12 protein-coding genes, 1 tRNA gene, 3 rRNA genes and 4 pseudogenes are annotated in these 26196 nt (G+C 53.2%); 13 read left to right on the forward strand and 7 right to left on the reverse strand.

The window, feature by feature from the left end; translation table 11 throughout:
* Nucleotides 1-230: 230 nt before the first annotated feature.
* On the reverse strand, nucleotides 231-566 hold the full coding sequence (locus tag NL510_RS02055) for a zinc ribbon domain-containing protein YjdM (protein WP_253381190.1): 336 nt from the start codon (nucleotides 564-566) through the stop codon (nucleotides 231-233).
* Between the two features lie 536 nt (nucleotides 567-1102).
* Between NL510_RS02055 and crfC the strand changes: the two are divergent.
* Nucleotides 1103-3453: pseudogene (gene crfC / locus NL510_RS02060) on the forward strand (clamp-binding protein CrfC).
* Nucleotides 3398-4274: pseudogene (locus NL510_RS02065) on the forward strand (diguanylate cyclase regulator RdcB family protein). The pseudogenes crfC and NL510_RS02065 overlap by 56 nt, the downstream one beginning before the upstream one ends.
* Nucleotides 4275-4439: 165 nt before the next feature.
* On the opposite strand, the gene kdgT reads toward NL510_RS02065, so the two are convergent.
* Nucleotides 4440-5435: a 2-keto-3-deoxygluconate transporter gene (gene kdgT, locus NL510_RS02070; RefSeq protein ID WP_253381192.1), complete on the reverse strand. Its 996-nt coding sequence runs from the start codon at nucleotides 5433-5435 to the stop codon at nucleotides 4440-4442.
* A 647-nt stretch (nucleotides 5436-6082) separates the two neighbouring features.
* On the opposite strand from kdgT, the gene proP reads away from it, so the two are divergent.
* The gene (gene proP / locus NL510_RS02075; protein ID WP_253381194.1) at nucleotides 6083-7585 is read left to right on the forward strand and encodes a glycine betaine/L-proline transporter ProP; all 1503 of its coding nucleotides are present in this window, start codon (nucleotides 6083-6085) and stop codon (nucleotides 7583-7585) included.
* A gap of 50 nt (nucleotides 7586-7635) precedes the next feature.
* Here proP and NL510_RS02080 read toward each other — a convergent pair.
* Nucleotides 7636-7851, reverse strand: a pseudogene (locus NL510_RS02080) (IS4 family transposase); the annotation flags it as partial.
* A 190-nt stretch (nucleotides 7852-8041) separates the two neighbouring features.
* Nucleotides 8042-8992, reverse strand: coding sequence for a nickel/cobalt transporter (locus NL510_RS02085; RefSeq protein ID WP_253381196.1), 951 nt, complete (start codon nucleotides 8990-8992; stop codon nucleotides 8042-8044).
* A gap of 489 nt (nucleotides 8993-9481) precedes the next feature.
* Between NL510_RS02085 and NL510_RS02090 the strand changes: the two genes are divergently transcribed.
* From NL510_RS02090 to birA, 6 genes are all read left to right on the forward strand, one after another.
* Nucleotides 9482-11021: ribosomal RNA gene (locus NL510_RS02090) — 16S ribosomal RNA — on the forward strand.
* Between the two features lie 87 nt (nucleotides 11022-11108).
* A tRNA-Glu gene (locus NL510_RS02095) sits at nucleotides 11109-11183 on the forward strand.
* A gap of 184 nt (nucleotides 11184-11367) precedes the next feature.
* Nucleotides 11368-14274: ribosomal RNA gene (locus tag NL510_RS02100) — 23S ribosomal RNA — on the forward strand.
* 58 nt (nucleotides 14275-14332) lie between these two features.
* Nucleotides 14333-14448: ribosomal RNA gene (rrf, locus tag NL510_RS02105) — 5S ribosomal RNA — on the forward strand.
* Together the 16S, 23S and 5S rRNA genes with 1 tRNA gene alongside form the textbook arrangement of a ribosomal RNA operon.
* A 138-nt stretch (nucleotides 14449-14586) precedes the next feature.
* Nucleotides 14587-15615, forward strand: a complete 1029-nt coding sequence (murB, locus tag NL510_RS02110) for a UDP-N-acetylmuramate dehydrogenase (protein WP_253381198.1) — start codon at nucleotides 14587-14589, stop codon at nucleotides 15613-15615.
* Nucleotides 15612-16574 (forward strand): bifunctional biotin--[acetyl-CoA-carboxylase] ligase/biotin operon repressor BirA, encoded by a 963-nt coding sequence (gene birA / locus NL510_RS02115; RefSeq protein ID WP_253381200.1) that lies wholly within the window; start codon nucleotides 15612-15614, stop codon nucleotides 16572-16574. The genes murB and birA overlap by 4 nt, the downstream gene beginning before the upstream one ends.
* A 40-nt stretch (nucleotides 16575-16614) precedes the next feature.
* On the opposite strand, the gene bcsG is transcribed toward birA, so the two are convergent.
* From bcsG to bcsE, 3 genes are read right to left on the reverse strand one after another with little or no spacing between them, the layout of a single operon-like run.
* A complete protein-coding gene (gene bcsG / locus NL510_RS02120; RefSeq protein WP_253381203.1) occupies nucleotides 16615-18294 on the reverse strand; it encodes a cellulose biosynthesis protein BcsG in 1680 nt (559 codons plus the stop codon).
* Nucleotides 18287-18481 carry a cellulose biosynthesis protein BcsF gene (gene bcsF, locus NL510_RS02125; RefSeq protein ID WP_253381205.1) on the reverse strand — a complete coding sequence of 65 codons (195 nt, stop codon included), beginning with the start codon at nucleotides 18479-18481 and terminating at the stop codon, nucleotides 18287-18289. Before bcsF ends, bcsG begins: the two co-directional genes overlap by 8 nt.
* Nucleotides 18478-20040 carry a cellulose biosynthesis c-di-GMP-binding protein BcsE gene (gene bcsE / locus NL510_RS02130; protein WP_253381207.1) on the reverse strand — a complete coding sequence of 521 codons (1563 nt, stop codon included), beginning with the start codon at nucleotides 20038-20040 and terminating at the stop codon, nucleotides 18478-18480. Before bcsE ends, bcsF begins: the two co-directional genes overlap by 4 nt.
* A 173-nt stretch (nucleotides 20041-20213) precedes the next feature.
* Between bcsE and bcsR the strand changes: the two genes are divergently transcribed.
* The 4 genes and pseudogenes from bcsR (at nucleotide 20214) to bcsB (ending at nucleotide 26192) form a co-directional block, all read left to right on the forward strand.
* Nucleotides 20214-20402: a cellulose biosynthesis protein BcsR gene (bcsR, locus tag NL510_RS02135; protein WP_010426045.1), complete on the forward strand. Its 189-nt coding sequence runs from the start codon at nucleotides 20214-20216 to the stop codon at nucleotides 20400-20402.
* Nucleotides 20403-20413: 11 nt separating this feature from the next.
* Nucleotides 20414-21166 carry a cellulose biosynthesis protein BcsQ gene (gene bcsQ / locus NL510_RS02140; RefSeq protein WP_253381209.1) on the forward strand — a complete coding sequence of 251 codons (753 nt, stop codon included), beginning with the start codon at nucleotides 20414-20416 and terminating at the stop codon, nucleotides 21164-21166.
* Nucleotides 21163-23779: pseudogene (bcsA, locus tag NL510_RS02145) on the forward strand (UDP-forming cellulose synthase catalytic subunit). The gene bcsQ and the pseudogene bcsA overlap by 4 nt, the downstream one beginning before the upstream one ends.
* Nucleotides 23780-23789: 10 nt before the next feature.
* The gene (gene bcsB / locus NL510_RS02150; protein ID WP_253381212.1) at nucleotides 23790-26192 is read left to right on the forward strand and encodes a cellulose biosynthesis cyclic di-GMP-binding regulatory protein BcsB; all 2403 of its coding nucleotides are present in this window, start codon (nucleotides 23790-23792) and stop codon (nucleotides 26190-26192) included.
* Nucleotides 26193-26196: the final 4 nt, after the last annotated feature.

The following is a 26196-nucleotide window of genomic DNA, read 5'->3' on the forward strand; positions in this document are numbered from 1 at the left end:
GCTTTTCAAGGACGGTTCGCATGGGCTGCGCCTCATGCTACATTGGCCTTATGCTGGCGGATCACTATGACATTTTGGTTAAGTTCTGGTTGCGGGAAGTTGAAGAGTTGAGCGGTATTCGATGACAGGCCTAAGCCCGCAAGGCTTGGTACTGGATAAAAACAGCGCATCTGGTAAGAGCGCCCGGTGGCGCTTCGCTTACCGGGCCTGCAGCATAATGGAGCTAAAAATCAGCTCTTTTTCACAAACTCAGATTTCAGTTTCATCGGGCCAAAACCGTCAATTTTACAATCGATATTATGATCGCCTTCTACCAGACGGATATTTTTCACTTTAGTACCGATTTTGAGCATCGATGAGCTGCCCTTTACCTTCAGGTCTTTCACTACGGTCACGCTATCTCCGTCCGCCAGCAGGTTGCCGTTAGCATCTTTAACGACAAGTACATCAGCATCCTGTGACGGTTGTGCGTCGTTCCATTCGTGAGCACATTCCGGGCAGATGAACATGCCATTATCTTCATACGTGTATTCAGAATTGCATTTCGGGCAGTGTGGTAGTTGCATAGGGGATCCTCAAAAGTGCTTAACAGGCTGGAAAGTGCCAGCTAAATGACAGCAGTGTGCCGAAAAAGGCGGAAAGTATAGCGCAAATCCACAATGTTGTCGGTGCTATTGTTTAGTAAAAAGGTGCGAAAAGCGTCTTTGAGTGTCACTTTTTGTCAGACTGTTAAGCGATGCTTGCGTCATTAAGACGGGGGAAGTAATAGCACTCAATATATCGAATATTTTATTACATCAAATTGCTACGTACCTTCATTTCAGATAAGGTTAAGCAGCCCGTTGTTATTTATCTTCGTTCCTTACCGTCATCCATTCTTATGGCGGCGGCGAAATACCTCTCTTTTTAGGTGGGTAAATATAGGCAATATATCCTGAAGTTTTTTAAACACATGGGCTACGCTTTTTATCTTTTGGCTATCCAATTAGTTATATTTCATTGAACATGTTTTCCACACGTAATCATTTAAGCCAGATCAGAATAATACAAACCCCGTGGCTTAATTAAAGTATTAAATTTGCGTTAAGGAAAGACTTTTATCATGCACACACAGACCATCTTTGAATTAAGCCAGGAAGCAGAACGTTTGCTGCATCTCGCTCTGCAGAACCTCGATACCTTGAAATCAATGCCGATAGCCATGCTGGACGGCACATCGGCAATCCTTGCGGGTCATAAGAATAATGTCTTGCCTTTGCATTTTAGCGCACGTGGCGTCGAAGCACAGCAGGCGATACTGAATAATGAATTACGGAAAATAACCCGTCTGGAAATGGTGGTGGCGATCGTCGGGACCATGAAAGCGGGGAAATCGACCACCATTAACGCGATTGTGGGAACCGAAGTGTTGCCTAACCGCAACCGGCCTATGACGGCGCTCCCAACGTTGATTCGTCATACGGCAGGCCAGAAGGAGCCCGTGCTGCATTTTACGCATGTCTCTCCGATAGATGAACTGATCCAGCTATTACAGAAAAAACTCTGCGATTACGATCGCGGAAAGTTGGCTCAGCGACTTGAGATTGATAAAGACATGCTTACGCTGCTGGAGCGAATTGAAAAAGGTGAAGCGTTTGAGAAGCATCATCTGGGTGCGCAGCCGATATTTCATTGTTTAAAAAGCCTGAATGACCTGGTTCGGCTCTCCCGGTCATTGAGGTCGAGTTCGTCCAACTCGCGGGTCTGGATGCTCATCCTGGTCAGTTGACATTGCTCGACACGCCGGGGCCGAATGAAGCCGGGCAACCCCATCTGCAAAAAATGCTCAGCGAGCAGCTGGCACGCGCATCAGCAGTGCTGGCGGTGATGGATTACACCCAGCTTAAATCAATTTCCGATCACGAAGTCCGTCAGGCGATCTCGGTCGCGGGTAAATCGGTGCCCTTATATGCGCTGGTGAATAAGTTCGACCAGAAAGACCGTAACAGCGATGACGAAGAGCAGGTCAAGGCGATGATTTCCGGGACGCTGATGAAAGGGAATATTTCGCCGGGACAGATTTACCCCGTTTCATCAATGTGGGCGTACCTGGCAAATCGCGCCCGCTACGAAATGAACGCCCACGAGCGGTTGCCGGATCCTCAGGATCAGCGTTGGGTTCAGGATTTTGCCGAGGCCGCGCTTGGCCGCCGCTGGCGCACGGCGGATTTGGACGATATCGAACATATTCGTCATGCAGCCGATCTGCTATGGGAAGACTCGCTCTTTGAACAACCCATTCGCAAACTGATCTACGCAGCCTATGCCAACGCCTCGTTATTCGCGTTGCGCTCGGCGTCGCATAAGCTGCTTAACTACGCGCAAAATGCGAGAGAGTATCTCGACTTTCGCCATCAGGGGCTGACGGTGGCATTTGAGGCGCTGGAGCTGAATATCTCGCGCCTGGAAGAGGATATGGCGCTGCTGCATACGCGCCAGTGTGGGGTCAGCGATGAAGTAAAACATGAAGTTGAACAGATGCTTAATGCCACCGATAACTTTATGACGTTGCAAAAGAACGCGCTTCAACAGGCGATTGCTCATGTTTTCAGTCGCCACACTATTCTTGATTTAGCCGGTATTGATCCGCTCAATCTTCCTCGTGAGGAGTCGGAAGCGATGCACCAGCTGGTGCTGGAAGACGAGGGGCAAGCGCAGAATGTGTTAAGTAAAATCCGCGCCTCCTGCGAGCTCATCATGCTTGATACGCAGGCTAAAATCAGCCGGGAGCTGGCGCTGCGTTTTGATCAACTGGAGTTTGCGCTGGCCCGCTCGCTCAATGAGGCGATGCGGCCTATCGAAACGCGAATCAAACAGCAGCTCAGCCATGCCGGTTTTCGGGCGCGGATTAGCTTCCCGGCGTTTCAGGCGAATCAGCTTAATTTCACTACCCGTGCGCTCTTCAATGATGCCATAGCGGCGGATAACCGCCCGGTGAGCCAGCCAACAGGCGAGGGTAGCATGCGTGAAAACGTTTCGCGCTGGCTGAATAATCCAGGCTGGGGCTGGGAAGATTATGTGGTGGCGCGTACCCGCTATGTTATCAATATCGCGCAATTGCACGATAAATTTAAGCAGCATATCGAACAGTTTTGTGCGCACATTCGTAAAGCATTGGCTGCCCAGGTCGATGTATCTGTTACGGCTGGTATGGCAACGTTCTTTGCAAAATTTTCGTTATGCCTGACCGGGTTACAGGAAAGCTTGCGTGATAGCCTCGCAGTACGCCAGCAAAATGAGCATTCGACCCATGCGCTCAAGACGTTGTTAGAGCAAAGTATTACTACTGCAATGTGGATTCAGGAAGATACCCGACTGTTACGCGATGATATTCAAATTCTTTCGCGGCAGAGTAACCATGACTACACAACTACTGGACGGTCCCGGGCGGACGCTGGAGTGTATCCATCCTAAATTTATGGTCGATCTGGTTCAGGGGGGAGACGCTGCGCGTCCTACCCGCCTGGGGCCGCAACAACTGCAGTTTCGTGAGCGTTTGACTCACGAGATCATGACGCACACCCGGCTTCGGCCCTGGGCTATGGCGGGAATGCTCAACTAATAATGCAGCGCTGCGCCTGGGGCTGGCAGAAAAAATGGTGGTCATGCATGATCCAGGCCATCTGGCGCTGACGCGCATGGCCGACAAACTCATTGTACTGCGTCAGCAGACAAACCCGCGCGTGCAGCAAATTCCTGGGCTGAGTCAACGGTATGATGAACTGTCGTTAAATTTCGTCCAACGTGCCGCGTATAAAGAAAAGGCGCTTAGCCAGCGTGGGCTCATGGTGCAAGCGGGTAACCACAGCGAGCAAATTTTTACCCGCTGGCGAGCCGGAAATTATGACGGCTGGTCTCTGGCCGGACGCTGCTACATTGTTCTGGAAGAGTTGCGTTGGGGAGCGTTTGGCGATGCCTGCCGCCTGGCGAATGCTGACGTTGCGGCCATGCTTAAAGATAACCTTCGCAGCATGGCGGCAGACTATCTTGCGCAGGGAATTGACGCCTCTCCCTCTACCCGCCATTTCTATCACCAATGGCTGACGACGTCAGCGGCTCACGGTTCAATGGATTATAAAGAACTGCTGGGCTGGTTGGGTGACTGGAGTCAGGCTGATAGATATCCGGTGAGTTGGTCGGTGACACAAAACTGGCAGACGGTGGCGCTGGGCATGCCGCGACTCTATTCGGCAAAACGGCTGGTCGATGGGATGGTGGAAGAGATATTTGGTTGAAAACTGTACGAAGCAATAACGTTGTTTCAGCCCGATTGAAGGCTTTCCGCGATGATCTGGTCCGGCTGTAAATCGCTGAGGCGTTTCCTGCAGGCCGGGGTCGCCAGGGGGGAACGACTGAGCCACCAGCCCTCTCCCTCACGGGAGAGAGGGCAGTACGGTCGGTTAGTGATGCATTTTAACAGGCTCAGGCTCTGTCTCTTTGACAGGTGGTATATTCCCGAAACGTTTGGCATATAGCGCGGTGATGATGGGGACCAGAATCGCGGTCACGATGACGCTCGCAGCAACCAGTGCCGTGGCAGAGGCGGCGACCGGTTCGAAGGCGGGGTTAATCTGAGCGATAATTAATGGGTTAGCAACGGCCGCGCCTGCGGCTGAAGACGCCGCGACACCTGCTGTTCCGTTTCCTCCTCCAATCACACGGTCGGCAATGATCAGTGGAACGCCGGTGATGACGATCACCGCAACCCCTAACGCAATTCCCAGCAGGCCGGTATCAAGTATCACGTTCAGGTTGATGGTATTACCCAATGCGAAGCCGAAGAACGGGATCAACACCGGCGTGGCTTTGCTAAAGAAATCGCGCAGATCGGTATCCAGATTCCCCAGGGCAAAGCCTATCAGGAACGGCAGGATCGCCCCGACAAAGTGATGCAGCTCAAAAGAGGCAAGACCGGCAGAACCCAGAATGAGCATTGTCACCAGCGGGCCGGACTCCAGAGACATCAGGACAAACGCGCCTGACTCCTCTTTTGTGCCGTACTGGTTCATCAGGCTGGCATACAGGCCGCCATTAGTCATATCCATCGCCGAGACGATTGCCAGCACGGATAATCCGGCGAAGAAGCCGGTCTGAATACCGTTCTCCGGAATGAACATCGCGCAGATCATCGCCACAATCCAGGCAACCGCAATTTTGGTAAGAACTAAGGTGCCTGATTTGCGTAAAACGGTACCTGTAGCACGTAAATTGATAGAGGCCCCGATACAAAAGAACCATACCGCCAGAATGGGCACGGTACCCGTAATCATACCTTTTGTGAAACCACCAAAATACGCGCCTGTATTCGGTGCCAGCGTATTCAGAATGGCACCCAGTACCAGCGGCACCAGCATCATCCCACCCGGTATGCGCTCTATAGTGGCTTTAATTCTCATGTTCAACCCTCACAAACTCGCTCCGCATGTTTAGCGGAAGGATTTAAAATAAAGCATAAAAATCAACGCATTGAACAATGTGAACCGTGGTTGATTCGTTATCCATGCAATAAAATTCAATGGGTGCAATCCTTATAAAGGGGGCGGAAAGCACTTACGTCCTTTACTTAGGATTAATCATGCGATCATCGGAATAATGATTCAATGAAAATAAAACAATGTTTTAGTTATCTTCGTCACATATTTAATCTAAACAAAGAACGTATCAAGTGATAATTAAAATTTATGTAAATTCGGTGTGAATAAATGTGACTAATTATTGCTCAGGATACGAATAATAACGGGCGTGAGAATATTTATTTGGCATCATTAAGAAAGTGCTGATCCGGGGAAATTGACAAAACCTGAAGCCGTCTGACGAAGCGGAAAGATATGTGTGAAGTTGATCACAAATATAAACACTGGTAGGGTAAAAAGATCATTAACTGCCCAGACAGGCGTCAACAGGTTCGGTTGTATCGGCGTAAAGCGTCAATGTAAGTAAACCTGCTACGCTTGAATAAGGAGATTCGCATGGAGCGAATCCCAGGTTCACAGAGTCCTAAGGGAACTGTGAAACGGACAGGGCTGAGTCTACGAGGAAAGCTATGCTCAGAAGGAAAAAGGTAAAACCTATCACGCTGCGTGACGTCACCATTATTGATGACGCAAAACTGCGCAAAGCGATTACTGCCGCCTCGCTCGGTAATGCGATGGAATGGTTCGATTTTGGTGTTTATGGCTTTGTTGCCTATGCATTAGGTAAAGTGTTTTTCCCCGGTGCCGACCCTGGCCTGCAGATGATTGCCGCGCTGGGTACCTTCTCTGTTCCCTTCCTGATTCGCCCGCTGGGTGGTCTATTCTTCGGGATGCTGGGTGATAAATACGGACGTCAGAAGATCCTTGCTATCACCATTGTTATTATGTCGATCAGTACATTCTGTATCGGCCTGATACCGTCCTATGCCACTATCGGCATTTGGGCGCCAATTTTGCTGCTGCTTTGTAAGATGGCCCAGGGGTTCTCCGTGGGTGGCGAATATACCGGTGCGTCAATCTTCGTTGCTGAATATTCTCCGGACCGTAAGCGCGGATTTATGGGAAGCTGGCTGGACTTCGGCTCGATCGCCGGGTTTGTTATGGGTGCCGGCGTTGTGGTGTTGATTTCGACCGTGGTGGGTGAAGAAAACTTCCTCGACTGGGGCTGGCGTATTCCGTTCTTCATGGCGCTGCCGCTGGGCGTAATTGGTCTGTATCTGCGTCATGCTCTGGAAGAGACGCCAGCGTTCCAGCAACACGTTGAAAAACTGGAACAGGGCGATCGTGAAGGGCTGCAGGACGGTCCTAAAGTGTCGTTTAAAGAGATTGCGACTAAACACTGGCGTAGCCTGCTGACCTGTATCGGGCTAGTTATCTCGACCAACGTCACCTACTACATGCTGTTGACCTACATGCCGAGCTATTTGTCGCATAACCTGCACTACTCGGAAGATCATGGTGTACTGATTATTATCGCTATTATGGTCGGTATGCTGTTTGTGCAGCCTATCATGGGTCTGCTGAGCGACCGTTTTGGACGTCGCCCGTTTATTATTCTGGGCAGCGTTGCGCTGTTTGCGCTGGCAATCCCGGCCTTCATTCTGATTAACAGTAATGTGCTGGGGCTGATTTTCGCGGGTCTATTGATGCTGGCGGTGATCCTTAACTGCTTTATTGGGGTAATGGCCTCTACGCTGCCTGCGATGTTCCCGACGCATATTCGTTATAGCGCGTTGGCGGCCGCTTTCAATATCTCTGTACTGATTGCTGGTTTAACGCCGACGCTTGCCGCTTCGCTGGTGGAAAGTACGCAGAACCTAATGATGCCTGCGTATTACCTGATGGTTATCGCGGTGATTGGTCTGGTCACCGGCCTGACGATGAAGGAGACGGCGAACCGTCCGCTGAAAGGGGCCACCCCTGCGGCGTCTGATATTCAGGAAGCGAAAGAGATCCTGCGTGAGCACTACGATAACGTCGAGCAGAAGATTGAAGATATTGACGTAGAGATTGAAGAGCTGCAGAAAAAACGCTCCCGACTGGTTGACCAGCATCCGCGGATTAACGAATAACGTTTCTTAAAACCCGGCTCACGCCCTGAGGGATCCCCACAAACTCAGCACTAATAGACCAGCACCATACTTCGGTAGGTTTTGGCTAAGTGGTTAAGAACAGCACTGGATGCTGTTCGTTTTAAAATTAGCGGAGAATGTCTCAGGATATTCTCCGCTAATGTCAGATATGAGATAACCCGCCGCGATTTTATACTGTTTGCCTGATAGCTCAGATGTACCCCCTTATTTTATGCATGATATCCCAGCAGCCACACCACGATGGTCATCGACAGCCGGAAGACATCGCTCAGTCCCAGGCGGCTGGCCGGGAGGATATTGGCTTGTGCAGCGACGGGACGTAGGGACGATTTCAAAGCTTAATTCCTTGCCTGTTAACATAAACAGGTAAGGAGGATAGAAATAACTAATATTTACATAGGCTTAACTTGTCATACACCCATGGTTAAAGTTAAGCTAGCATCCTGCTGCGATATAATCGCCATTGGCGCTAACGGGGATGACGGTCAGAAAAAGGAGCGTTGCGAACAGGATCAGAACGATCCCTCCGGCAATCTTGACCACGGGAACCAGCCCGTTCAGGGATGATCCGCCTCCGAAAAAGGCCAGCGTGCGCTCACGGGCGCAACGTACTGTCAGTGACAGACCCATAATGGACAATGCCGTCCCCAGCGACATGGTCATCACCGCCGTAATCCCCCAGGAGATAATACCCAGCGCATTCGAGAACATCAGGATCATGATCGCGCCGCTGCACGGACGCGCACCGATCGCCATCACCACGCCCAGATGTGTTTTCCAGTCGCCTTTTAGTTCGGTTCCCATGCCATGATGACCGCAACCGCACTGTTCATCATGCTGGTGAAGGGGCTTGATGTACGAGATTGTCATTCGACGCGGACGCAGGCTTTTCAGTGCCCGATAAATCATATAGGCGCCGAAGACACCAATAAGCACAGCGCTTATCTTCTCTACATACCATCGACTGGTGCTGATATCCCCGGACGCGAGGTTAAAACCTATTGCCAGAATAAAGACAAAAAGTATGGCGCTCACGCCCTGCATCAGACTGCCAACAAAAGGCACGATGCGGGCCGCAAGCTCGCTTTCTTTATTTGTACTGAGATAAGTGGTGACAATGAATTTACCGTGCCCGGGTCCGATAGCGTGAAGCACGCCATAAAGGAAGGCCCCCATCAGGAGCCATAAACCTCCGCTGTGCTGGTGGTTATTCAATTGCAGCAGGTACATCACTAAATAGCGATGCAAGGTTATTTGTGTGGCCAGGCACCACTGGATGAAGGCGCTCCAGTGTGTATGTAGCACAAATGCAATAAACAGGAGCGCCAGCGCCATGAGCCCTGCAGCAGGAACGCGCCAGTCACGGGTGAGACGTTGTGTGATCATAAGGGGCCTGAAGGGGATATTTGCCGCAAGTATAATTGATTTTACCCCTTCGCACGTAAGGATGCGAAGCGGTAACCGGTTAAATTGTGGATAAGTCTGTGCGTAAAAGGGTATAAGGCGGGGTTTTGCTGTGTAATTCAGCAGTCAGTCATTTTTGTGTCATTTAGCGGTTGCGGTGGCATGAGAACTCCCTATAATGCGCCTCCATCGACACGGCAGATGTGAATCACTTCACAAACACCCCGGTCGGTTGAAGAGAAAAAATCCTGAAATAACGGGTTGACTCTGAAAGAGGAAAGCGTAATATACGCCACCTCGCAACGGTGAGCGAAAGCCGCGTTGCACTGCTCTTTAACAATTTATCAGACAATCTGTGTGGGCACTCAAAGTGACATGGATTCTTAACGTCGCAAGACGAAAAATGAATACCAAGTCTCTGAGTGAACATACGTAATTCATTACGAAGTTTAATTCACGAGCATCAAACTTAAATTGAAGAGTTTGATCATGGCTCAGATTGAACGCTGGCGGCAGGCCTAACACATGCAAGTCGAACGGTAGCACAGAGAGCTTGCTCTCGGGTGACGAGTGGCGGACGGGTGAGTAATGTCTGGGAAACTGCCTGATGGAGGGGGATAACTACTGGAAACGGTAGCTAATACCGCATAATGTCGCAAGACCAAAGAGGGGGACCTTCGGGCCTCTTGCCATCGGATGTGCCCAGATGGGATTAGCTTGTTGGTGAGGTAAAGGCTCACCAAGGCGACGATCCCTAGCTGGTCTGAGAGGATGACCAGCCACACTGGAACTGAGACACGGTCCAGACTCCTACGGGAGGCAGCAGTGGGGAATATTGCACAATGGGCGCAAGCCTGATGCAGCCATGCCGCGTGTGTGAAGAAGGCCTTCGGGTTGTAAAGCACTTTCAGCGGGGAAGAAGGCGGTGAGTTTAATAAGCTCACCGATTGACGTTACCCGCAGAAGAAGCACCGGCTAACTCCGTGCCAGCAGCCGCGGTAATACGGAGGGTGCAAGCGTTAATCGGAATTACTGGGCGTAAAGCGCACGCAGGCGGTCTGTCAAGTCGGATGTGAAATCCCCGGGCTCAACCTGGGAACTGCATTCGAAACTGGCAGGCTAGAGTCTTGTAGAGGGGGGTAGAATTCCAGGTGTAGCGGTGAAATGCGTAGAGATCTGGAGGAATACCGGTGGCGAAGGCGGCCCCCTGGACAAAGACTGACGCTCAGGTGCGAAAGCGTGGGGAGCAAACAGGATTAGATACCCTGGTAGTCCACGCCGTAAACGATGTCGACTTGGAGGTTGTGCCCTTGAGGCGTGGCTTCCGGAGCTAACGCGTTAAGTCGACCGCCTGGGGAGTACGGCCGCAAGGTTAAAACTCAAATGAATTGACGGGGGCCCGCACAAGCGGTGGAGCATGTGGTTTAATTCGATGCAACGCGAAGAACCTTACCTGGTCTTGACATCCACAGAATTCAGCAGAGATGCTGAAGTGCCTTCGGGAACTGTGAGACAGGTGCTGCATGGCTGTCGTCAGCTCGTGTTGTGAAATGTTGGGTTAAGTCCCGCAACGAGCGCAACCCTTATCCTTTGTTGCCAGCGGTTAGGCCGGGAACTCAAAGGAGACTGCCAGTGATAAACTGGAGGAAGGTGGGGATGACGTCAAGTCATCATGGCCCTTACGACCAGGGCTACACACGTGCTACAATGGCGCATACAAAGAGAAGCGACCTCGCGAGAGCAAGCGGACCTCATAAAGTGCGTCGTAGTCCGGATTGGAGTCTGCAACTCGACTCCATGAAGTCGGAATCGCTAGTAATCGTGGATCAGAATGCTACGGTGAATACGTTCCCGGGCCTTGTACACACCGCCCGTCACACCATGGGAGTGGGTTGCAAAAGAAGTAGGTAGCTTAACCTTCGGGAGGGCGCTTACCACTTTGTGATTCATGACTGGGGTGAAGTCGTAACAAGGTAACCGTAGGGGAACCTGCGGTTGGATCACCTCCTTACCTTAAAGAACCTGCCTTTGTAGTGCTCACACAGATTGTCTGATGAATGTAAAGAAGCAAGACGGCTGCGAAGTCGCGACACTCCGTGTCCCCTTCGTCTAGCGGTTAGGACTCCGCCCTTTCACGGCGGCAACAGGGGTTCGAATCCCCTAGGGGACGCCACTTGCTGGGTGTGAGTGAAAGGCACAACCAACCGATATCTCAAAACTGACTCAGTGAGTCACGTTTGAGATAGTTGCTCTTTAAAAATCTGGATCAAGCTGAAAATTGAAACGACACATCTTTAATGGTGTGTTTGAGTCTCTCAAATTTTCACAATCAGAAGCGAAACAGCTTCGGGTTGTGAGGTTAAGCGACTAAGCGTACACGGTGGATGCCCTGGCAGTCAGAGGCGATGAAGGACGTGCTAATCTGCGATAAGCGCCGGCGAGGTGATATGAACCTTTGACCCGGCGATGTCCGAATGGGGAAACCCAGTGTGATTCGTCACACTATCATTATGTGAATACATAGCGTAATGAAGCGAACCGGGGGAACTGAAACATCTAAGTACCCCGAGGAAAAGAAATCAACCGAGATTCCCCCAGTAGCGGCGAGCGAACGGGGAGGAGCCCAGAGTCTGAATCAGTTTGTGTGTCAGTGGAAGCGTCTGGAAAGTCGCAGGGTACAGGGTGATACTCCCGTACACGAAGATACACTTGCTGTGAACTCGAAGAGTAGGGCGGGACACGTGGTATCCTGTCTGAATATGGGGGGACCATCCTCCAAGGCTAAATACTCCTGACTGACCGATAGTGAACCAGTACCGTGAGGGAAAGGCGAAAAGAACCCCGGCGAGGGGAGTGAAACAGAACCTGAAACCGTGTACGTACAAGCAGTAGGAGCCTCCATGTGGGGTGACTGCGTACCTTTTGTATAATGGGTCAGCGACTTATATTCTGTAGCAAGGTTAACCGTATAGGGGAGCCGCAGGGAAACCGAGTCTTAACCGGGCGTTAAGTTGCAGGGTATAGACCCGAAACCCGGTGATCTAGCCATGGGCAGGTTGAAGGTTGGGTAACACTAACTGGAGGACCGAACCGACTAATGTTGAAAAATTAGCGGATGACTTGTGGCTGGGGGTGAAAGGCCAATCAAACCGGGAGATAGCTGGTTCTCCCCGAAAGCTATTTAGGTAGCGCCTCGTGAACTCATCTTCGGGGGTAGAGCACTGTTTCGGCTAGGGGGTCATCCCGACTTACCAACCCGATGCAAACTACGAATACCGAAGAATGTTATCACGGGAGACACACGGCGGGTGCTAACGTCCGTCGTGAAGAGGGAAACAACCCAGACCGCCAGCTAAGGTCCCAAAGTCATGGTTAAGTGGGAAACGATGTGGGAAGGCACAGACAGCCAGGATGTTGGCTTAGAAGCAGCCACCATTTAAAGAAAGCGTAATAGCTCACTGGTCGAGTCGGCCTGCGCGGAAGATGTAACGGGGCTAAACCATGCACCGAAGCTGCGGCAGCGACGCTTATGCGTTGTTGGGTAGGGGAGCGTTCTGTAAGCCGTTGAAGGTGGCCTGTGAGGGTTGCTGGAGGTATCAGAAGTGCGAATGCTGACATAAGTAACGATAAAGCGGGTGAAAAGCCCGCTCGCCGGAAGACCAAGGGTTCCTGTCCAACGTTAATCGGGGCAGGGTGAGTCGACCCCTAAGGCGAGGCCGAAAGGCGTAGTCGATGGGAAACAGGTTAATATTCCTGTACTTGGTGTTACTGCGAAGGGGGGACGGAGAAGGCTATGTTAGCCGGGCGACGGTTGTCCCGGTTTAAGCATGCAGGCGGAGGTTCCAGGTAAATCCGGAACCTTATTAACGCTGAGGTGTGATGACGAGGCACTACGGTGCTGAAGTAACAAATGCCCTGCTTCCAGGAAAAGCCTCTAAGCATCAGGTAACACGAAATCGTACCCCAAACCGACACAGGTGGTCAGGTAGAGAATACCAAGGCGCTTGAGAGAACTCGGGTGAAGGAACTAGGCAAAATGGTGCCGTAACTTCGGGAGAAGGCACGCTGGCGCGTAGGTGAAGTGACTTGCTCACGGAGCTGAAGCCAGTCGAAGATACCAGCTGGCTGCAACTGTTTATTAAAAACACAGCACTGTGCAAACACGAAAGTGGACGTATACGGTGTGACGCCTGCCCGGTGCCGGAAGGTTAATTGATGGGGTTAGCTGTAAGGCGAAGCTCCTGATCGAAGCCCCGGTAAACGGCGGCCGTAACTATAACGGTCCTAAGGTAGCGAAATTCCTTGTCGGGTAAGTTCCGACCTGCACGAATGGCGTAATGATGGCCAGGCTGTCTCCACCCGAGACTCAGTGAAATTGAACTCGCTGTGAAGATGCAGTGTACCCGCGGCAAGACGGAAAGACCCCGTGAACCTTTACTATAGCTTGACACTGAACACTGGTCCTTGATGTGCAGGATAGGTGGGAGGCTTTGAAGCGTGGACGCCAGTCTGCGTGGAGCCATCCTTGAAATACCACCCTTTAATGGCTGGTGTTCTAACGTAGACCCGTAATCCGGGTTGCGGACAGTGTCTGGTGGGTAGTTTGACTGGGGCGGTCTCCTCCCAAAGAGTAACGGAGGAGCACGAAGGTCAGCTAATCCTGGTCGGACATCAGGAGGTTAGTGCAATGGCATAAGCTGGCTTGACTGCGAGCGTGACGGCGCGAGCAGGTGCGAAAGCAGGTCATAGTGATCCGGTGGTTCTGAATGGAAGGGCCATCGCTCAACGGATAAAAGGTACTCCGGGGATAACAGGCTGATACCGCCCAAGAGTTCATATCGACGGCGGTGTTTGGCACCTCGATGTCGGCTCATCACATCCTGGGGCTGAAGTAGGTCCCAAGGGTACGGCTGTTCGCCGTTTAAAGTGGTACGCGAGCTGGGTTTAGAACGTCGTGAGACAGTTCGGTCCCTATCTGCCGTGGGCGCTGGAGAATTGAGGGGGGCTGCTCCTAGTACGAGAGGACCGGAGTGGACGCATCACTGGTGTTCGGGTTGTCATGCCAATGGCACTGCCCGGTAGCTAAATGCGGAAAAGATAAGTGCTGAAAGCATCTAAGCACGAAACTTGCCCCGAGATGAGTTCTCCCTGACTCTCTGAGAGTCCTGAAGGAACGTTGAAGACGACGACGTTGATAGGTCGGGTGTGTAAGCGTAGCGATACGTTGAGCTAACCGATACTAATGAACCGTGAGGCTTAACCTTACAACGCCGAAGCTGTTTTGGCGGATTTGAGACGATTTTCAGCCTGATACAGAATTTGCCTGGCGGCTGTAGCGCGGTGGTCCCACCTGATCCCATGCCGAACTCAGAAGTGAAACGCCGTAGCGCCGATGGTAGTGTGGGGTCTCCCCATGTGAGAGTAGGGAACTGCCAGGCATCAATAAAGAAGAACCCCGTACCGTAAGGTGCGGGGTTTTTTGCTTTGCACGCGTACCCACTCATCTCCATAAACAAGTCACCTATCCCCTTCTATATACGGTAAACTATCTGCGTTTTTGCATCAGGATAGCATCTATGAACCACTCCCTTAAGCCCTGGAATACCTTTGGTATGCAACGGAATGCTAATCAAATTGTACGTGCCAATGATGCCCGGCAGTTGCTGAGCACATGGCAAAGCGCAACAAAAAACGACGAACCCGTACTGATTCTGGGCGAAGGAAGTAATGTCCTGTTTCTCGATGATTTTGCGGGGACGGTGATCGTTAACCGCATCATGGGAATTGATGTTAAAGAGAGCGCCGATTACTGGCATCTGCACGTGGGTGCCGGAGAAAACTGGCACCATCTTGTGCAATATACGCTCGAAAAAGGGATGCCTGGCCTGGAAAATCTGGCCCTCATTCCGGGCTGCGCAGGATCATCACCCATTCAAAATATCGGTGCTTATGGCATCGAATTAAAACATGTCTGCGACTATGTTGACTGTATTGAGCTGGCGACCGGAACGACTCAGCGGTTAACGGCACAACAGTGCCGCTTTGGCTATCGCGACAGTATTTTTAAACACGAATATCAGGGACGCTTCGTCATTGTTGCCGTCGGCCTGCGCTTGTCAAAAAGCTGGCAGCCCGTTCTGTCTTATGGAGATTTAGCCTGCCTCGATCCCGCCACCGTCACGGCCCGACACGTTTTTGACGCTGTTTGCCATATGCGCATGACCAGGCTTCCCGATCCTAACGTGAACGGCAACGCCGGCAGTTTCTTCAAAAACCCGGTGATCGGTAGCGAAGATGCACAAACTTTTCTTGCTGGCTGGCCCGCCGCGCCACATTACCCGCAGGCCGATGGCAGCGTGAAGTTAGCAGCGGGATGGCTTATCGATCAATGCCAGTTGAAAGGCTTCTCGGTGGGAGGCGCTGCTGTTCATCGTCAGCAGGCCCTGGTGCTCATTAACCAAAACAATGCGACCAGCGATGATGTGGTACAGCTGGCGCATCAGGTTCGCCAGCGTGTTGGCGAAAAATTTAACGTCTGGCTGGAGCCTGAAGTGCGCTTCATTGGTCGTACGGGTGAAGTCAGTGCCGTGGAGGCCATCGCGTGAAGGACAATACCATCCCCTTAACCCTGATCGGCATCCTTGCTGACGGTGAGTTTCACTCGGGCGAACATCTTGGCGAGCAGTTGGGCATGAGCCGTGCCGCCATTAATAAACATATTCAAACCCTCCGCGACTGGGGCGTGGATGTGTTTACGCTCCCGGGAAAAGGCTATAGCTTGCCGGAGCCTATCCAGTTGCTGAATGAAGAGCGGATCCGCAGCCAAGTGGGGTCTGGCAACGTTGCGGTATTGCCGGTTATCGATTCCACGAACCAATACCTTATGGACAGGCTAAGCGAGCTGGCCTCGGGCGATGCCTGCGTTGCGGAATATCAACAGGCCGGACGCGGTCGCCGCGGTCGTAAGTGGTTCTCACCTTTTGGCGCCAACCTCTACTTCTCTATGTTCTGGCGCCTTGAGCAGGGGCCCGCCGCAGCCATTGGTCTGAGTCTGGTTATCGGTATTGTGATGGCAGAAGTTTTGCAGGACCTGGGCGCTGAGAAAGTACGGGTAAAATGGCCAAACGATCTCTACCTGAACGATCGGAAACTTGCCGGTATCCTTGTTGAACTGACGGGTAAAACAGGCGACGCGGCACAAATTGTGATTGGCGCTGGTCTCAATATGGTGATGCGTAACGTTCAGAACGATATCGTGAATCAGGCCTGGACTAACCTGCAGGAAGCAGGGATTTCTGTCGATCGCAATATTCTTGCCGTGCGCATGATCAAAGAACTTCGCAGCGCATTATCCCTCTTTGAGCAAGACGGGCTGCCACCGTTCCTGTCCCGTTGGGAAAAAATGGATAACTTTATCAACCGGCCGGTGAAATTACTGATCGGAGATAAAGAGATTTATGGTATCTGTCGTGGCATTGATGCTCAGGGGGCGCTGCTACTTGAACAGGACGGCGTGATCAAGCCCTGGGTGGGCGGGGAAATTTCGCTACGCAGTGCAGAGTAACAAATACCCTCTCCCGGTGGGGAGAGGGTTATAAAGCCGGCTACTGCGGATACGGCACCCAATCACCACCGTTCAGGCGAACGTACGGTTTGTTCTGGTATTGGATCACGACTGCATTTGCGTTCTCAGAGACTTCAGCAGTTTGCGGCAATTTGCTGATGAACTGATCCCAGTTCACGCTATCTTCCACAAACAGCTTACCGTCCACCGCCCGGGCCACCAGTTCTGAAATCGCCAGGTAGCTGGCTGGCTGAGTAATTTCAACAGGTGCGCCCTGATGGGGAGCCTTCATACCAAAGAATTTTATACCAGCGGGCACGTTGGTTATGGACGGGCTTGGAATATCGCGCAGTCCGGATACCTGCATCCTATCACCCTTCAGCGCTCCGCCGTGCTCAGGGACCACAACCACCATCACTTTACGGCCTGATTGCTCCAGTTCGGTGAAGAATGTATCCAGTTCATCGAAGAACTTCTGCGCACGTACTTTGTAATCCGCCGTTTTACTTACCCCCGGATAATGGTTTCCGTCATGCAAGGGCAGGGTGTTGTAGAACGTTGCGCTGCGTGAGTTCCCTTCTTTGTTGACGGTTTGCAGCCAGCGCTGCAGCACAGCGGTATCGTCATACACCGGTGAACCGTCGAAGCCCAGCAGCGTCACCGGCAGACCGGTTTGATCCATCAGTGGTGCTTGCATGCCGCCCTCCTGACGCACCTCTTTGAGGAAATTACCGAACTGGCCGTTATGTCCCAGCATCAGGTGCTGCGTGAAGCCCAGTTTCGCGAGGTTATCGAACAGATAACACTGGTTGCCTGCCGGTTGATACAGGTTCTTATGCGAGGGTTGACCGCAGCTCGCGCGCAGCAGGCGAATGGCTGCCGGGCCGCTGTAGGAGGTGGCAGAGTTGAAATCTTTAAACTGAATATCAAAATGCGACCACAGCGGGTGCGAAGCCAGCCCGGCGGCATCAACGTCAGCCCAGGAGAGAGAGCAGATGTTAATCACCAGCAGTTCAAACGGCTGCGCATCCGCAGGCAGCGCATCCGGAAATTTAGTCTGACGTTTGTCTTCCGCATTGTAGAAACTGGAGAGCCATGCGTTCAGGTTAGTGGACGTTGGCGGCGCGGTCTGCGTGGGGATATCGCCTACCACTGGCGCATCGCCAGACGTCGCGACAGTTGCTACTGTGCTCCCGCCGGTGGTAGTTACTGTTGTCGTTGGTTGACCGGCCGGCCACAGGGAGAATTCCGGCCCTGCCAGCGCCAGCACGTTAAGCCAGAGCAAAATGGCGACGACAAATACCGTTACCCGGATCCACTGCGAGAGGAACAGCCAGGCGACCAGCAGCACGAAGACGGCGCCAATCATCTGCCAGTTAATGAAACGCCCGGTCAGATCGAGAATATAGTCGGAACTGAAGCCCGCAACCTGCGATCCCTGGCTCATAATGCTTTCCGGCCCCGGTAGCCAGGTATCATGCCAGAACAGCGCGAAGCCAATCGGGAGGGCAACCCAGTGACGTAAGCGATGCAGCTTAACGCTCGGAATCGGCATCAGCAGGAACGCCATAAACACCAGATTGAGCAGGGGATGGAAGTTCAGATAGCCTGCCCACAGCAAACCAAACTTCACCAGAAAGTAAAAGTTCCAGCCTGAAAGGCCGCGCCAGTATTGCCAGAGCGGCGATGGCGCCGAAGAGGTGGAGGTAGAATTAGTCATGTTTTCGGTTTGCCTTGACGTGTGATGCCCGTGTCAATGTTCCGGCTGGTTTAACATAGCGAGGTTTAATAAACAGCATTCTGGCCGTGTTGCGCATACGACGCAGCGAATGGCGCGCATAGTAGCCAAGCGGGAAAAAGATCAGCGCACAAACGATGACCAGTTGAATGATATCGCTGATATTCATGATGATACAGTTCCCCCGTTATCGGGTAATAAGCGAAGTGGCTCAGGAACCCGACGCCAGACATGTCCATCATGTTTTGCGTTAAGGATCGGTTTGGGATCGCGGGTCACGGTGAGCGGTTTAACCCAATGTTCCGGTGTGAGCGCCCGCATCTGCACCAGTTCTGCGCCGATCATATTATCTTCAAACCAGATCATACGGTTAGAGAAGATATCGCCGGTAGGCAGGGGGAAGATATGGTTAAGGGCGGTATCGAGATCGTTCACCCGGCAGAAGGATAAAAACAGCACCAGACGGTTGTCGCCAATCGTCATGATATCCCCGGTGCGGTTCGGGCGGCATAAGGTCAGCGCCTGCTCAACGCGGATACCCGGCACAGGGCGCAGGGCAACCATCACCCCTTTTCCGTCCGCTGGCAGCAGCGTGTTATTCACCATATTGCCGACAGCGTCGCAGAAGGTATCCCATTGCTGGTATCCGCGCAGTTTCATCGGCTGGGTCATTGAGAGCAGTGTGGAAATATCTTCAGGCACATGACGAGTGAACTGCTGGCCCTGAATGCTCTCAATAAGCGTCAGGCAGCGGGAAAGCGGCGCATTCCAGGGGATAACCATATTTGCGCCGCAGCCCAGAAGCAGACGCTCATCGGTGGCTCGCAGGCTGGTCGTATTTTCGCGCACCACGATTTTTAAGGCGCTGCCGCGCTGGCGACGTAAGGTGTGGATGTGTTTTGCCAGTGATTCAATCTGGTTATTTTGTGTCAAAGAGAAAACAATGGTCGCCGCCTGCGTTGTGCGGGCCTCATTAAATAGCGCTTCGTTAGTGTCGAACAGTGACCAATTTTCAGAAAGCGCAGGCGCCCCCTCTAACACTGCAATATGGGTCAGGATGCGTTTTTCATCGCTGCGCGGTTGCACCACGGTCTCTTCGAGCCGGGCGAGATGCCACTGACCGTCGAGCTGTTTGAGGTTGAGCTGTTGTCTGGCGCTCACCCCTTTTTCATTGCACCAGAACGCGATGTCGTAGAGGTAGCCGTCGGTCTGGTCACGGAGACTGGCCAGACCGAAAAGAGAACGATATTCAGCCATTAACAGTGAAAATAACTTATCATTATTACTGCCGGGATTAACAACCAATACCGTGCAATTATGTAACTTTGTCCATTTATTGATTTTTTCCAGCCAGCGCAGCAGTTTTTCTGTGGGTATATTTTGAAGCGCGTTATTTGAGCATTTAAGGATCACTAAATAGCGTTCGGGATCGAGAGAACACTGAATGTCACGGGTCAAAAAGAAGAGGCTATCTGCTTTTGTTGACATGGAAAATAAGCGTACGGTCTGTGGACCCCGCTCGCTTTCCAGGGCGATGATTTTCCTCGGCTCTTCACCCATACTCACGACAGCGACTCGGGAATCCACCTCCTGCGCGGCGATCGTCTGGTTTACCAGACTGATGGCACCGGCGTTGCTACCCGTATTAATCCACCAGACTCCTCCGACGGGCATGTGGCGCAATTCATCCCATAACGACTGAATGCCAATAGAAAATATGGGGTCCACGGTTTCCCTCTTTTGATCTAATTTATCTGTCACTCAGTTTACTAGCGAAAGCGTAGAAATAAACCTAACATTGAAATTAAAGGACATCAGATTTAGCATGTAAACGAAATTCCGCCGGCAGGACGCCTCGCGACATCCGACTTTGCGGTTTTCGTCAGAGAGAAACAAAAAGAATGCATAATAATGAATCCGGAACACCCGTCGACTCCAGCCTGGGTTACACCTTCCAAAATGATTTTCTGGCGCTGACGCAGGCTTTTTCCCTGCCTGAAATAGATTACACCGATATTTCCCAGCGGGAACAGTTGGCCGCGGCGATTAAACGTTGGCCGTTATTAGCTGAGTTTGCCCAACAACAATAAGGGAGCCACTGATGGCCATTCTAGGATTACAGGGCGTCCGTGGTGGGGTAGGCACGACATCCATTACCGCGGCGCTGGCGTGGTCATTACAGCTTTTAGGCGAATCAGTCCTGGTCATTGATGCCAGCTCCGACAATTTGTTGCGCATGTCCTTCAACGTTGACTTCACCCGCACGCAGGGCTGGGCCCGCGCGTTGCTTGATGATAAAGACTGGCGGGATGCGGGTATGCGCTACACCACCCAGCTCGATTTACTGCCCTTTGGCCAGTTGACTGAAACTGAACGCGAGAACGAAGCGGCCTATCAACGCCTGTTTTGCCGCTTTACGACCGCGCTGCAGCAGCTAAAAGCGCAGAGCCATTACCGGTGGATTTTGCTGGACCTGCCACACGGCGCCGCCTCGCTGACTCGCCACCTGATGGCGCAATGCGATCATGTGCTCTCCATTGTCAACGTGGACGCGAATTGCCATATCCGCTTGCACCAGCAGGCGCTGCCCGCCAATGCCCATATTCTGATTAACGATCTGCGGATCGGCAGCCAGATTCAGGACGATCTGTACCAGATTTGGCTACAAAGCCAGCGTCGTCTGCTGCCGATGGTTATCCATCGCGATGAAGGGATGGCAGAGTGTCTCGCCTCCAAACAGCCGCTTGGCGAATACCGTAGCGATTCCCTGGCGGCAGAAGAGATCCTGACGCTGGCGAACTGGTGTCTGCTGTACTTCGCGAACAGGGCGGAGCCGGTCGGGAGCGCGGTATGAGCCCGCTCTCCTCCTGGTTACTCATTCCGTCGGTCAATTTACGTTTGAGCGAACGCTACCGGCATTACCGTCGACATGGCGCATCGGCGTTTAGCGCCGCGCTCGGCTGTTTGTGGATGATACTGGCCTGGATGGTCATTCCCCTTGAACACCCACGCTGGCAGCGTATACGTGCGCGGCACCGTGAGCTTTATCCGCACATTAACCCGGACCGGCCACGGCCGCTGGATCCGGCGCGTTATCTTATTCAGGCCGTCTGGCTGGCGGCCACCACGCCCCATCCGGAGAAAAAAAACGGCCCGCTGGCGCAGCGTTGAGCGGGTGGCGAAATTACGTGAACACTACCATGCGTGGCTGGACAGAATGCCCGACAGCGTGAGCGATAAGACCAGCCATCTGGATAATCACAAAGAGCTTGGGCATCTGCACCCGGGCTTGCGGCGTTTTATTCTCGGCATCATTGTCGTCTTCTCGCTCATTCTGGCGCTAGTCTGTATTACGCAGCCCTTCAACCCCCTGGCGCAGTTCACCTTCCTGATCCTGCTATGGGGCGTGGCGTTGCTGGTTCGCCGTATTCCGGGCCGCTTCTCGGCGCTGATGCTGATTGTGCTGTCGCTTACCGTCTCCTGCCGCTATATCTGGTGGCGTTATACCTCCACGCTGAACTGGGATGATCCGGTGAGCCTGGTGTGCGGACTGGTGCTGCTGTTTGCCGAAACCTACGCCTGGATTGTGCTGGTGCTGGGGTACTTCCAGGTGGTCTGGCCGCTTAATCGCCAGCCGGTTCCGCTGCCAAAAGAGACCAATCAATGGCCGACAGTTGACCTGTTTGTGCCCACCTACAATGAAGATCTGAGTGTGGTGAAAAACACCCTCTATGCGGCGCTGGGTATCGACTGGCCGAAAGATAAGCTCAAAATCTGGATCCTTGACGACGGTGGTCGCGCGGAATTTCGTCAGTTTGCCGAAGAAGTGGGCGTGGAGTATATCGCTCGTACCACCCACGAACATGCGAAAGCCGGGAACATCAACAACGCGCTGAAGTACGCCAAAGGGGAGTTTGTCTCGATCTTTGACTGCGACCACGTGCCGACGCGCTCGTTCCTGCAAATGACGATGGGCTGGTTCCTGAAAGAAAAAGAGCTGGCGATGATGCAGACGCCGCATCACTTCTTCTCACCGGATCCGTTTGAGCGGAACCTCGGGCGTTTTCGTAAAACGCCGAACGAAGGCACGCTGTTTTACGGCCTGGTGCAGGACGGAAACGATATGTGGGACGCAACTTTCTTCTGCGGCTCTTGTGCGGTTATCCGCCGTGGACCGCTGGATGAAATTGGCGGCATTGCCGTGGAGACGGTGACCGAAGATGCGCATACCTCGCTGCGTCTGCACCGTCGCGGCCATACCTCAGCCTACATGCGCATTCCCCAGGCGGCAGGTCTGGCAACGGAATCGCTATCGGCGCATATCGGCCAGCGTATTCGCTGGGCGCGCGGCATGGTGCAAATCTTCCGTCTCGATAATCCGTTAATGGGGAAAGGGCTGAAGCTGGCGCAGCGCCTGTGCTACGTCAACGCCATGTTCCACTTCTTATCCGGTATTCCGCGGCTCATCTTCCTGACCGCGCCGCTGGCGTTTTTGCTCCTTCACGCTTACATCATCTACGCTCCCGCGCTGATGATTGCGCTGTTTGTGTTGCCGCACATGATCCACGCGAGCCTGACAAACTCGAAGATTCAGGGCAAATACCGCCACTCTTTCTGGAGTGAAATCTACGAAACGGTGCTGGCCTGGTACATCGCGCCGCCGACGATGGTAGCGCTGATTAACCCGCATAAAGGCAAATTTAACGTCACCGCGAAGGGCGGCCTGGTGGAGGAAGAGTATGTCGACTGGGTCATCTCCCGCCCGTATATCTTCCTGGTGCTGCTCAACATTGTGGGCCTGATTGCCGGTGTCTGGCGCTATTACACTGGCCCCGAAAACGAGACTCTGACTGTCTTCGTGAGCATGGCATGGGTATTTTACAACCTGATTATTCTTGGCGGCGCGGTGGCGGTATCGGTGGAGAGTAAACAGGTACGACGCGCGCATCGCGTTGAAATCAGTATGCCTGCAGCGATTGCCCGTGAAGATGGCCATCTCTTCTCCTGCACCGTGCACGACTTCTCGGACGGGGGGGTAGGGATCAAAATCAACGGCCAGGCGAAGGTACTGGAAGGGCAGAAGGTGAGTCTGTTGCTTAAGCGCGGCCAGCAAGAGTATGTCTTCCCAACGCAGGTCGTGCGGGTATCAGGCAATGAAGTGGGCCTGCAACTGATGCCGCTTACCAGGAAGCAACATATCGATTTTGTGCAATGTACGTTTGCCCGCGCGGATACGTGGGCTCTGTGGCAGGACAGCTTTCCGGAAGATAAACCACTGGAAAGCCTGATGGATATTCTGAAGCTGGGGTTCCGTGGCTATCGTCACCTCGCAGAATTTGCCCCGTCGTCGGTGAAATTAATCTTCCGGACACTTACTTCTCTGGTTTCCTGGGTCGTGTCGTTCATTCCGCGTCGAGTTGAGCGAAATGAAGCGAAGCAGGCGGACCCGGCTATGGCTCAACAATGATGATAACGCGATGAAAACGAAACTTTCCTGGTTATGTGCAGTGGCAATGGGGATGAGTGCGCTCCCCGCAACAATAGCTAACGCAGCGCCTGAGAACCCGGTGGCCACGCCTGCCCCAACGGTTCCTGTGGTTGCACAGGCGACCGACCCGGTTATCACTGCGGCACCTGGTCAAACGGAGAACATTACCCCGAATCAGCCGACGGAGGGAAATATCGTTGGGCAAGTGATGCCGGGCGTTCAGGGCGCCAGTGCGCCCGTCGTCGCGGAAAATGTCCCCTCCCGGGACGTGACGCTGACGTTTGCTCAGATCGCCCCGCCGCCGGGCAGTATGGTGCTGCGCGGCATCAACCCAAACGGCGGCATTGAGTTTGGCATGCGCAGTGATGAAGTGGTTTCCCGGGCGATGCTGAACCTCGAATACACCCCGTCGCCGTCGTTGTTGCCGGTTCAGTCACAGCTCAAGGTCTATCTCAATGATGAACTGATGGACGTTCTGCCCGTGATGAAAGAGCAGTTGGGTAAGAAAACTCAGGCTCAGGTGCCAATCAATCCGCTGTTCATTACCGACTTTAACCGTGTCCGGCTGGAATTTGTCGGCCACTATCGTGACGTCTGCGAAAACCCGGCCAGTAGCACGCTGTGGATGGACGTGGGACGTAACTCCTCGCTGCAGATGACGTACCAGTCGCTGGCGCTGAAAAACGATCTGTCGGCCTTCCCGATCCCGTTTTTTGATCCGCGTGATAACCGTCAACTGACCCTGCCGATGGTGTTTGCGGCCTCTCCGGACGTAACCGAGCAACTGGCGGCGACGATTTTGGCTTCCTGGTTCGGTTCCCGTTCCGGCTGGCGTGGGCAGAATTTCCCGGTGATGTACGACAAAATGCCGGACAGAAACGCTATCGTGTTTGCGACTAACGGCAAGCGCCCATCCTTCCTGCGCAACCACCCGGACGTCAAAGGGCCGACCATTGAAATGATCGCCCACCCGGATAACCCGTACGTGAAGCTGCTGGTGGTATTTGGTCGTGATGATAAAGACCTGGTGCAGGCGGCAAAAGGCATTGCCCAGGGCAATGTCCTGTTCCGTGGCAACAGCGTCATGGTAGACGAGGTGAAGCCCTTGCTGGCGCGTAAACCTTACGATGCGCCGAACTGGGTGCGTACCGACCGCCCCATCACCTTCGGTGAGCTGAAAACCTATGAAGAACAGCTTCAGTCGACGGGGCTTGAGCCTGCGCCTGTTAACCTTTCGCTGAATCTGCCGCCGGATCTGTACCTGCTGCGCACCAACGGGATTGATATCAATCTGAAGTACCGTTATACCGCGCCCGCCACCAAAGACAGCTCGCGCATGGATATCAGCCTGAATAATCAATTCCTGCAATCGTTCAGCCTGACCAGCAACCAGGAGACCAACCAGCTGATGCTGCGTCTGCCGGTGCTGCAGGGGCTGTTGGATAGTAAAACCGATGTGTCTATCCCGGCGCTGAAGCTGGGTGCGGTAAACCAACTGCGTTTTGACTTCCAGTACATGAACCCGATGCCTGGCGGGTCGGCGGATAACTGCATCACCTTCCAGCCGGTGCAAAACCACGTGGTGATTGGCGATGAGTCGACCATCGACTTCTCCAGGTTCTATCACTTCCTGGCGATGCCGGACCTGCGCGCATTCGCTAACGCCAGTTTCCCGTTCAGCCGGATGGCCGACCTGTCTGAAACCATCGTGGTAATGCCTAAAGCGCCAGGCGAAGCTCAGGTTACCACGCTGCTCGACACCATGGCGTCCGTTGGGGCGCAGACGGGCCTGCCGGCCATCAACCTCACCTTGACCGATGATGGCAGCCAGATCCCCAACAAAGACGCAGACATTATGGTGATCGGCACGATCCCGGATAAGCTCAAGAATGACAGGCGTATCGATCTGCTGGTGCAGGCAACGCAATCCTGGGTGAACACGCCGCTGCGTCAGACGGAATTCCCGAGCATCATGCCGGACACCAACGATCGGCAGGCCAGCGTACAGACTGCGGTCACCTCTACAGGCCCGATGGCCGCGATTGTCGGCTTCCAGTCGCCGTTCAACGACCAGCGTAGCGTCATTGCGCTGTTGGCCGACAGCCCGCGCGGGTATGAACTGCTTAATAACGCGATGAACGACAGCGGCAAACGCGCCGCGATGTTCGGCTCCGTGGCGGTGATCCGTGAATCCGGCGTCGATAGCCTGCGCGTGGGCGATGTTTACTATGTCGGCCACCTGCCGTGGTTTGAACGTCTGTGGTATGCCCTGTCAAACCATCCGGTACTGTTAGCTATCCTCGCCGCGATCAGCGTGGTCCTGCTGGCGTGGGTGCTGTGGCGTCTGCTGCGTATCATCAGCCGTCGTCGCCTGAATCCTGATAATGAGTAACGTG

Origin of the sequence: unidentified bacterial endosymbiont (assembly GCF_918797525.1) — a bacterium.
In the GTDB taxonomy this organism is placed as follows: Bacteria; Pseudomonadota; Gammaproteobacteria; order Enterobacterales; family Enterobacteriaceae; genus Enterobacter.

Bases quoted from the DNA above. Each gene is read 5' to 3' on its own strand.
- NL510_RS02055 (WP_253381190.1), bottom strand. From the start codon at position 566: ATGCAACTACCACACTGCCCGAAATGCAATTCTGAATACACGTATGAA.
- kdgT (WP_253381192.1), bottom strand. From the start codon at position 5,435: ATGAGAATTAAAGCCACTATAGAGCGCATACCGGGTGGGATGATGCTG.
- proP (WP_253381194.1), top strand. From the start codon at position 6,083: ATGCTCAGAAGGAAAAAGGTAAAACCTATCACGCTGCGTGACGTCACC.
- NL510_RS02085 (WP_253381196.1), bottom strand. From the start codon at position 8,992: ATGATCACACAACGTCTCACCCGTGACTGGCGCGTTCCTGCTGCAGGG.
- murB (WP_253381198.1), top strand. From the start codon at position 14,587: ATGAACCACTCCCTTAAGCCCTGGAATACCTTTGGTATGCAACGGAAT.
- bcsG (WP_253381203.1), bottom strand. From the start codon at position 18,294: ATGACTAATTCTACCTCCACCTCTTCGGCGCCATCGCCGCTCTGGCAA.
- bcsF (WP_253381205.1), bottom strand. From the start codon at position 18,481: ATGAATATCAGCGATATCATTCAACTGGTCATCGTTTGTGCGCTGATC.
- bcsR (WP_010426045.1), top strand. From the start codon at position 20,214: ATGCATAATAATGAATCCGGAACACCCGTCGACTCCAGCCTGGGTTAC.
- bcsQ (WP_253381209.1), top strand. From the start codon at position 20,414: ATGGCCATTCTAGGATTACAGGGCGTCCGTGGTGGGGTAGGCACGACA.
- bcsB (WP_253381212.1), top strand. From the start codon at position 23,790: ATGAAAACGAAACTTTCCTGGTTATGTGCAGTGGCAATGGGGATGAGT.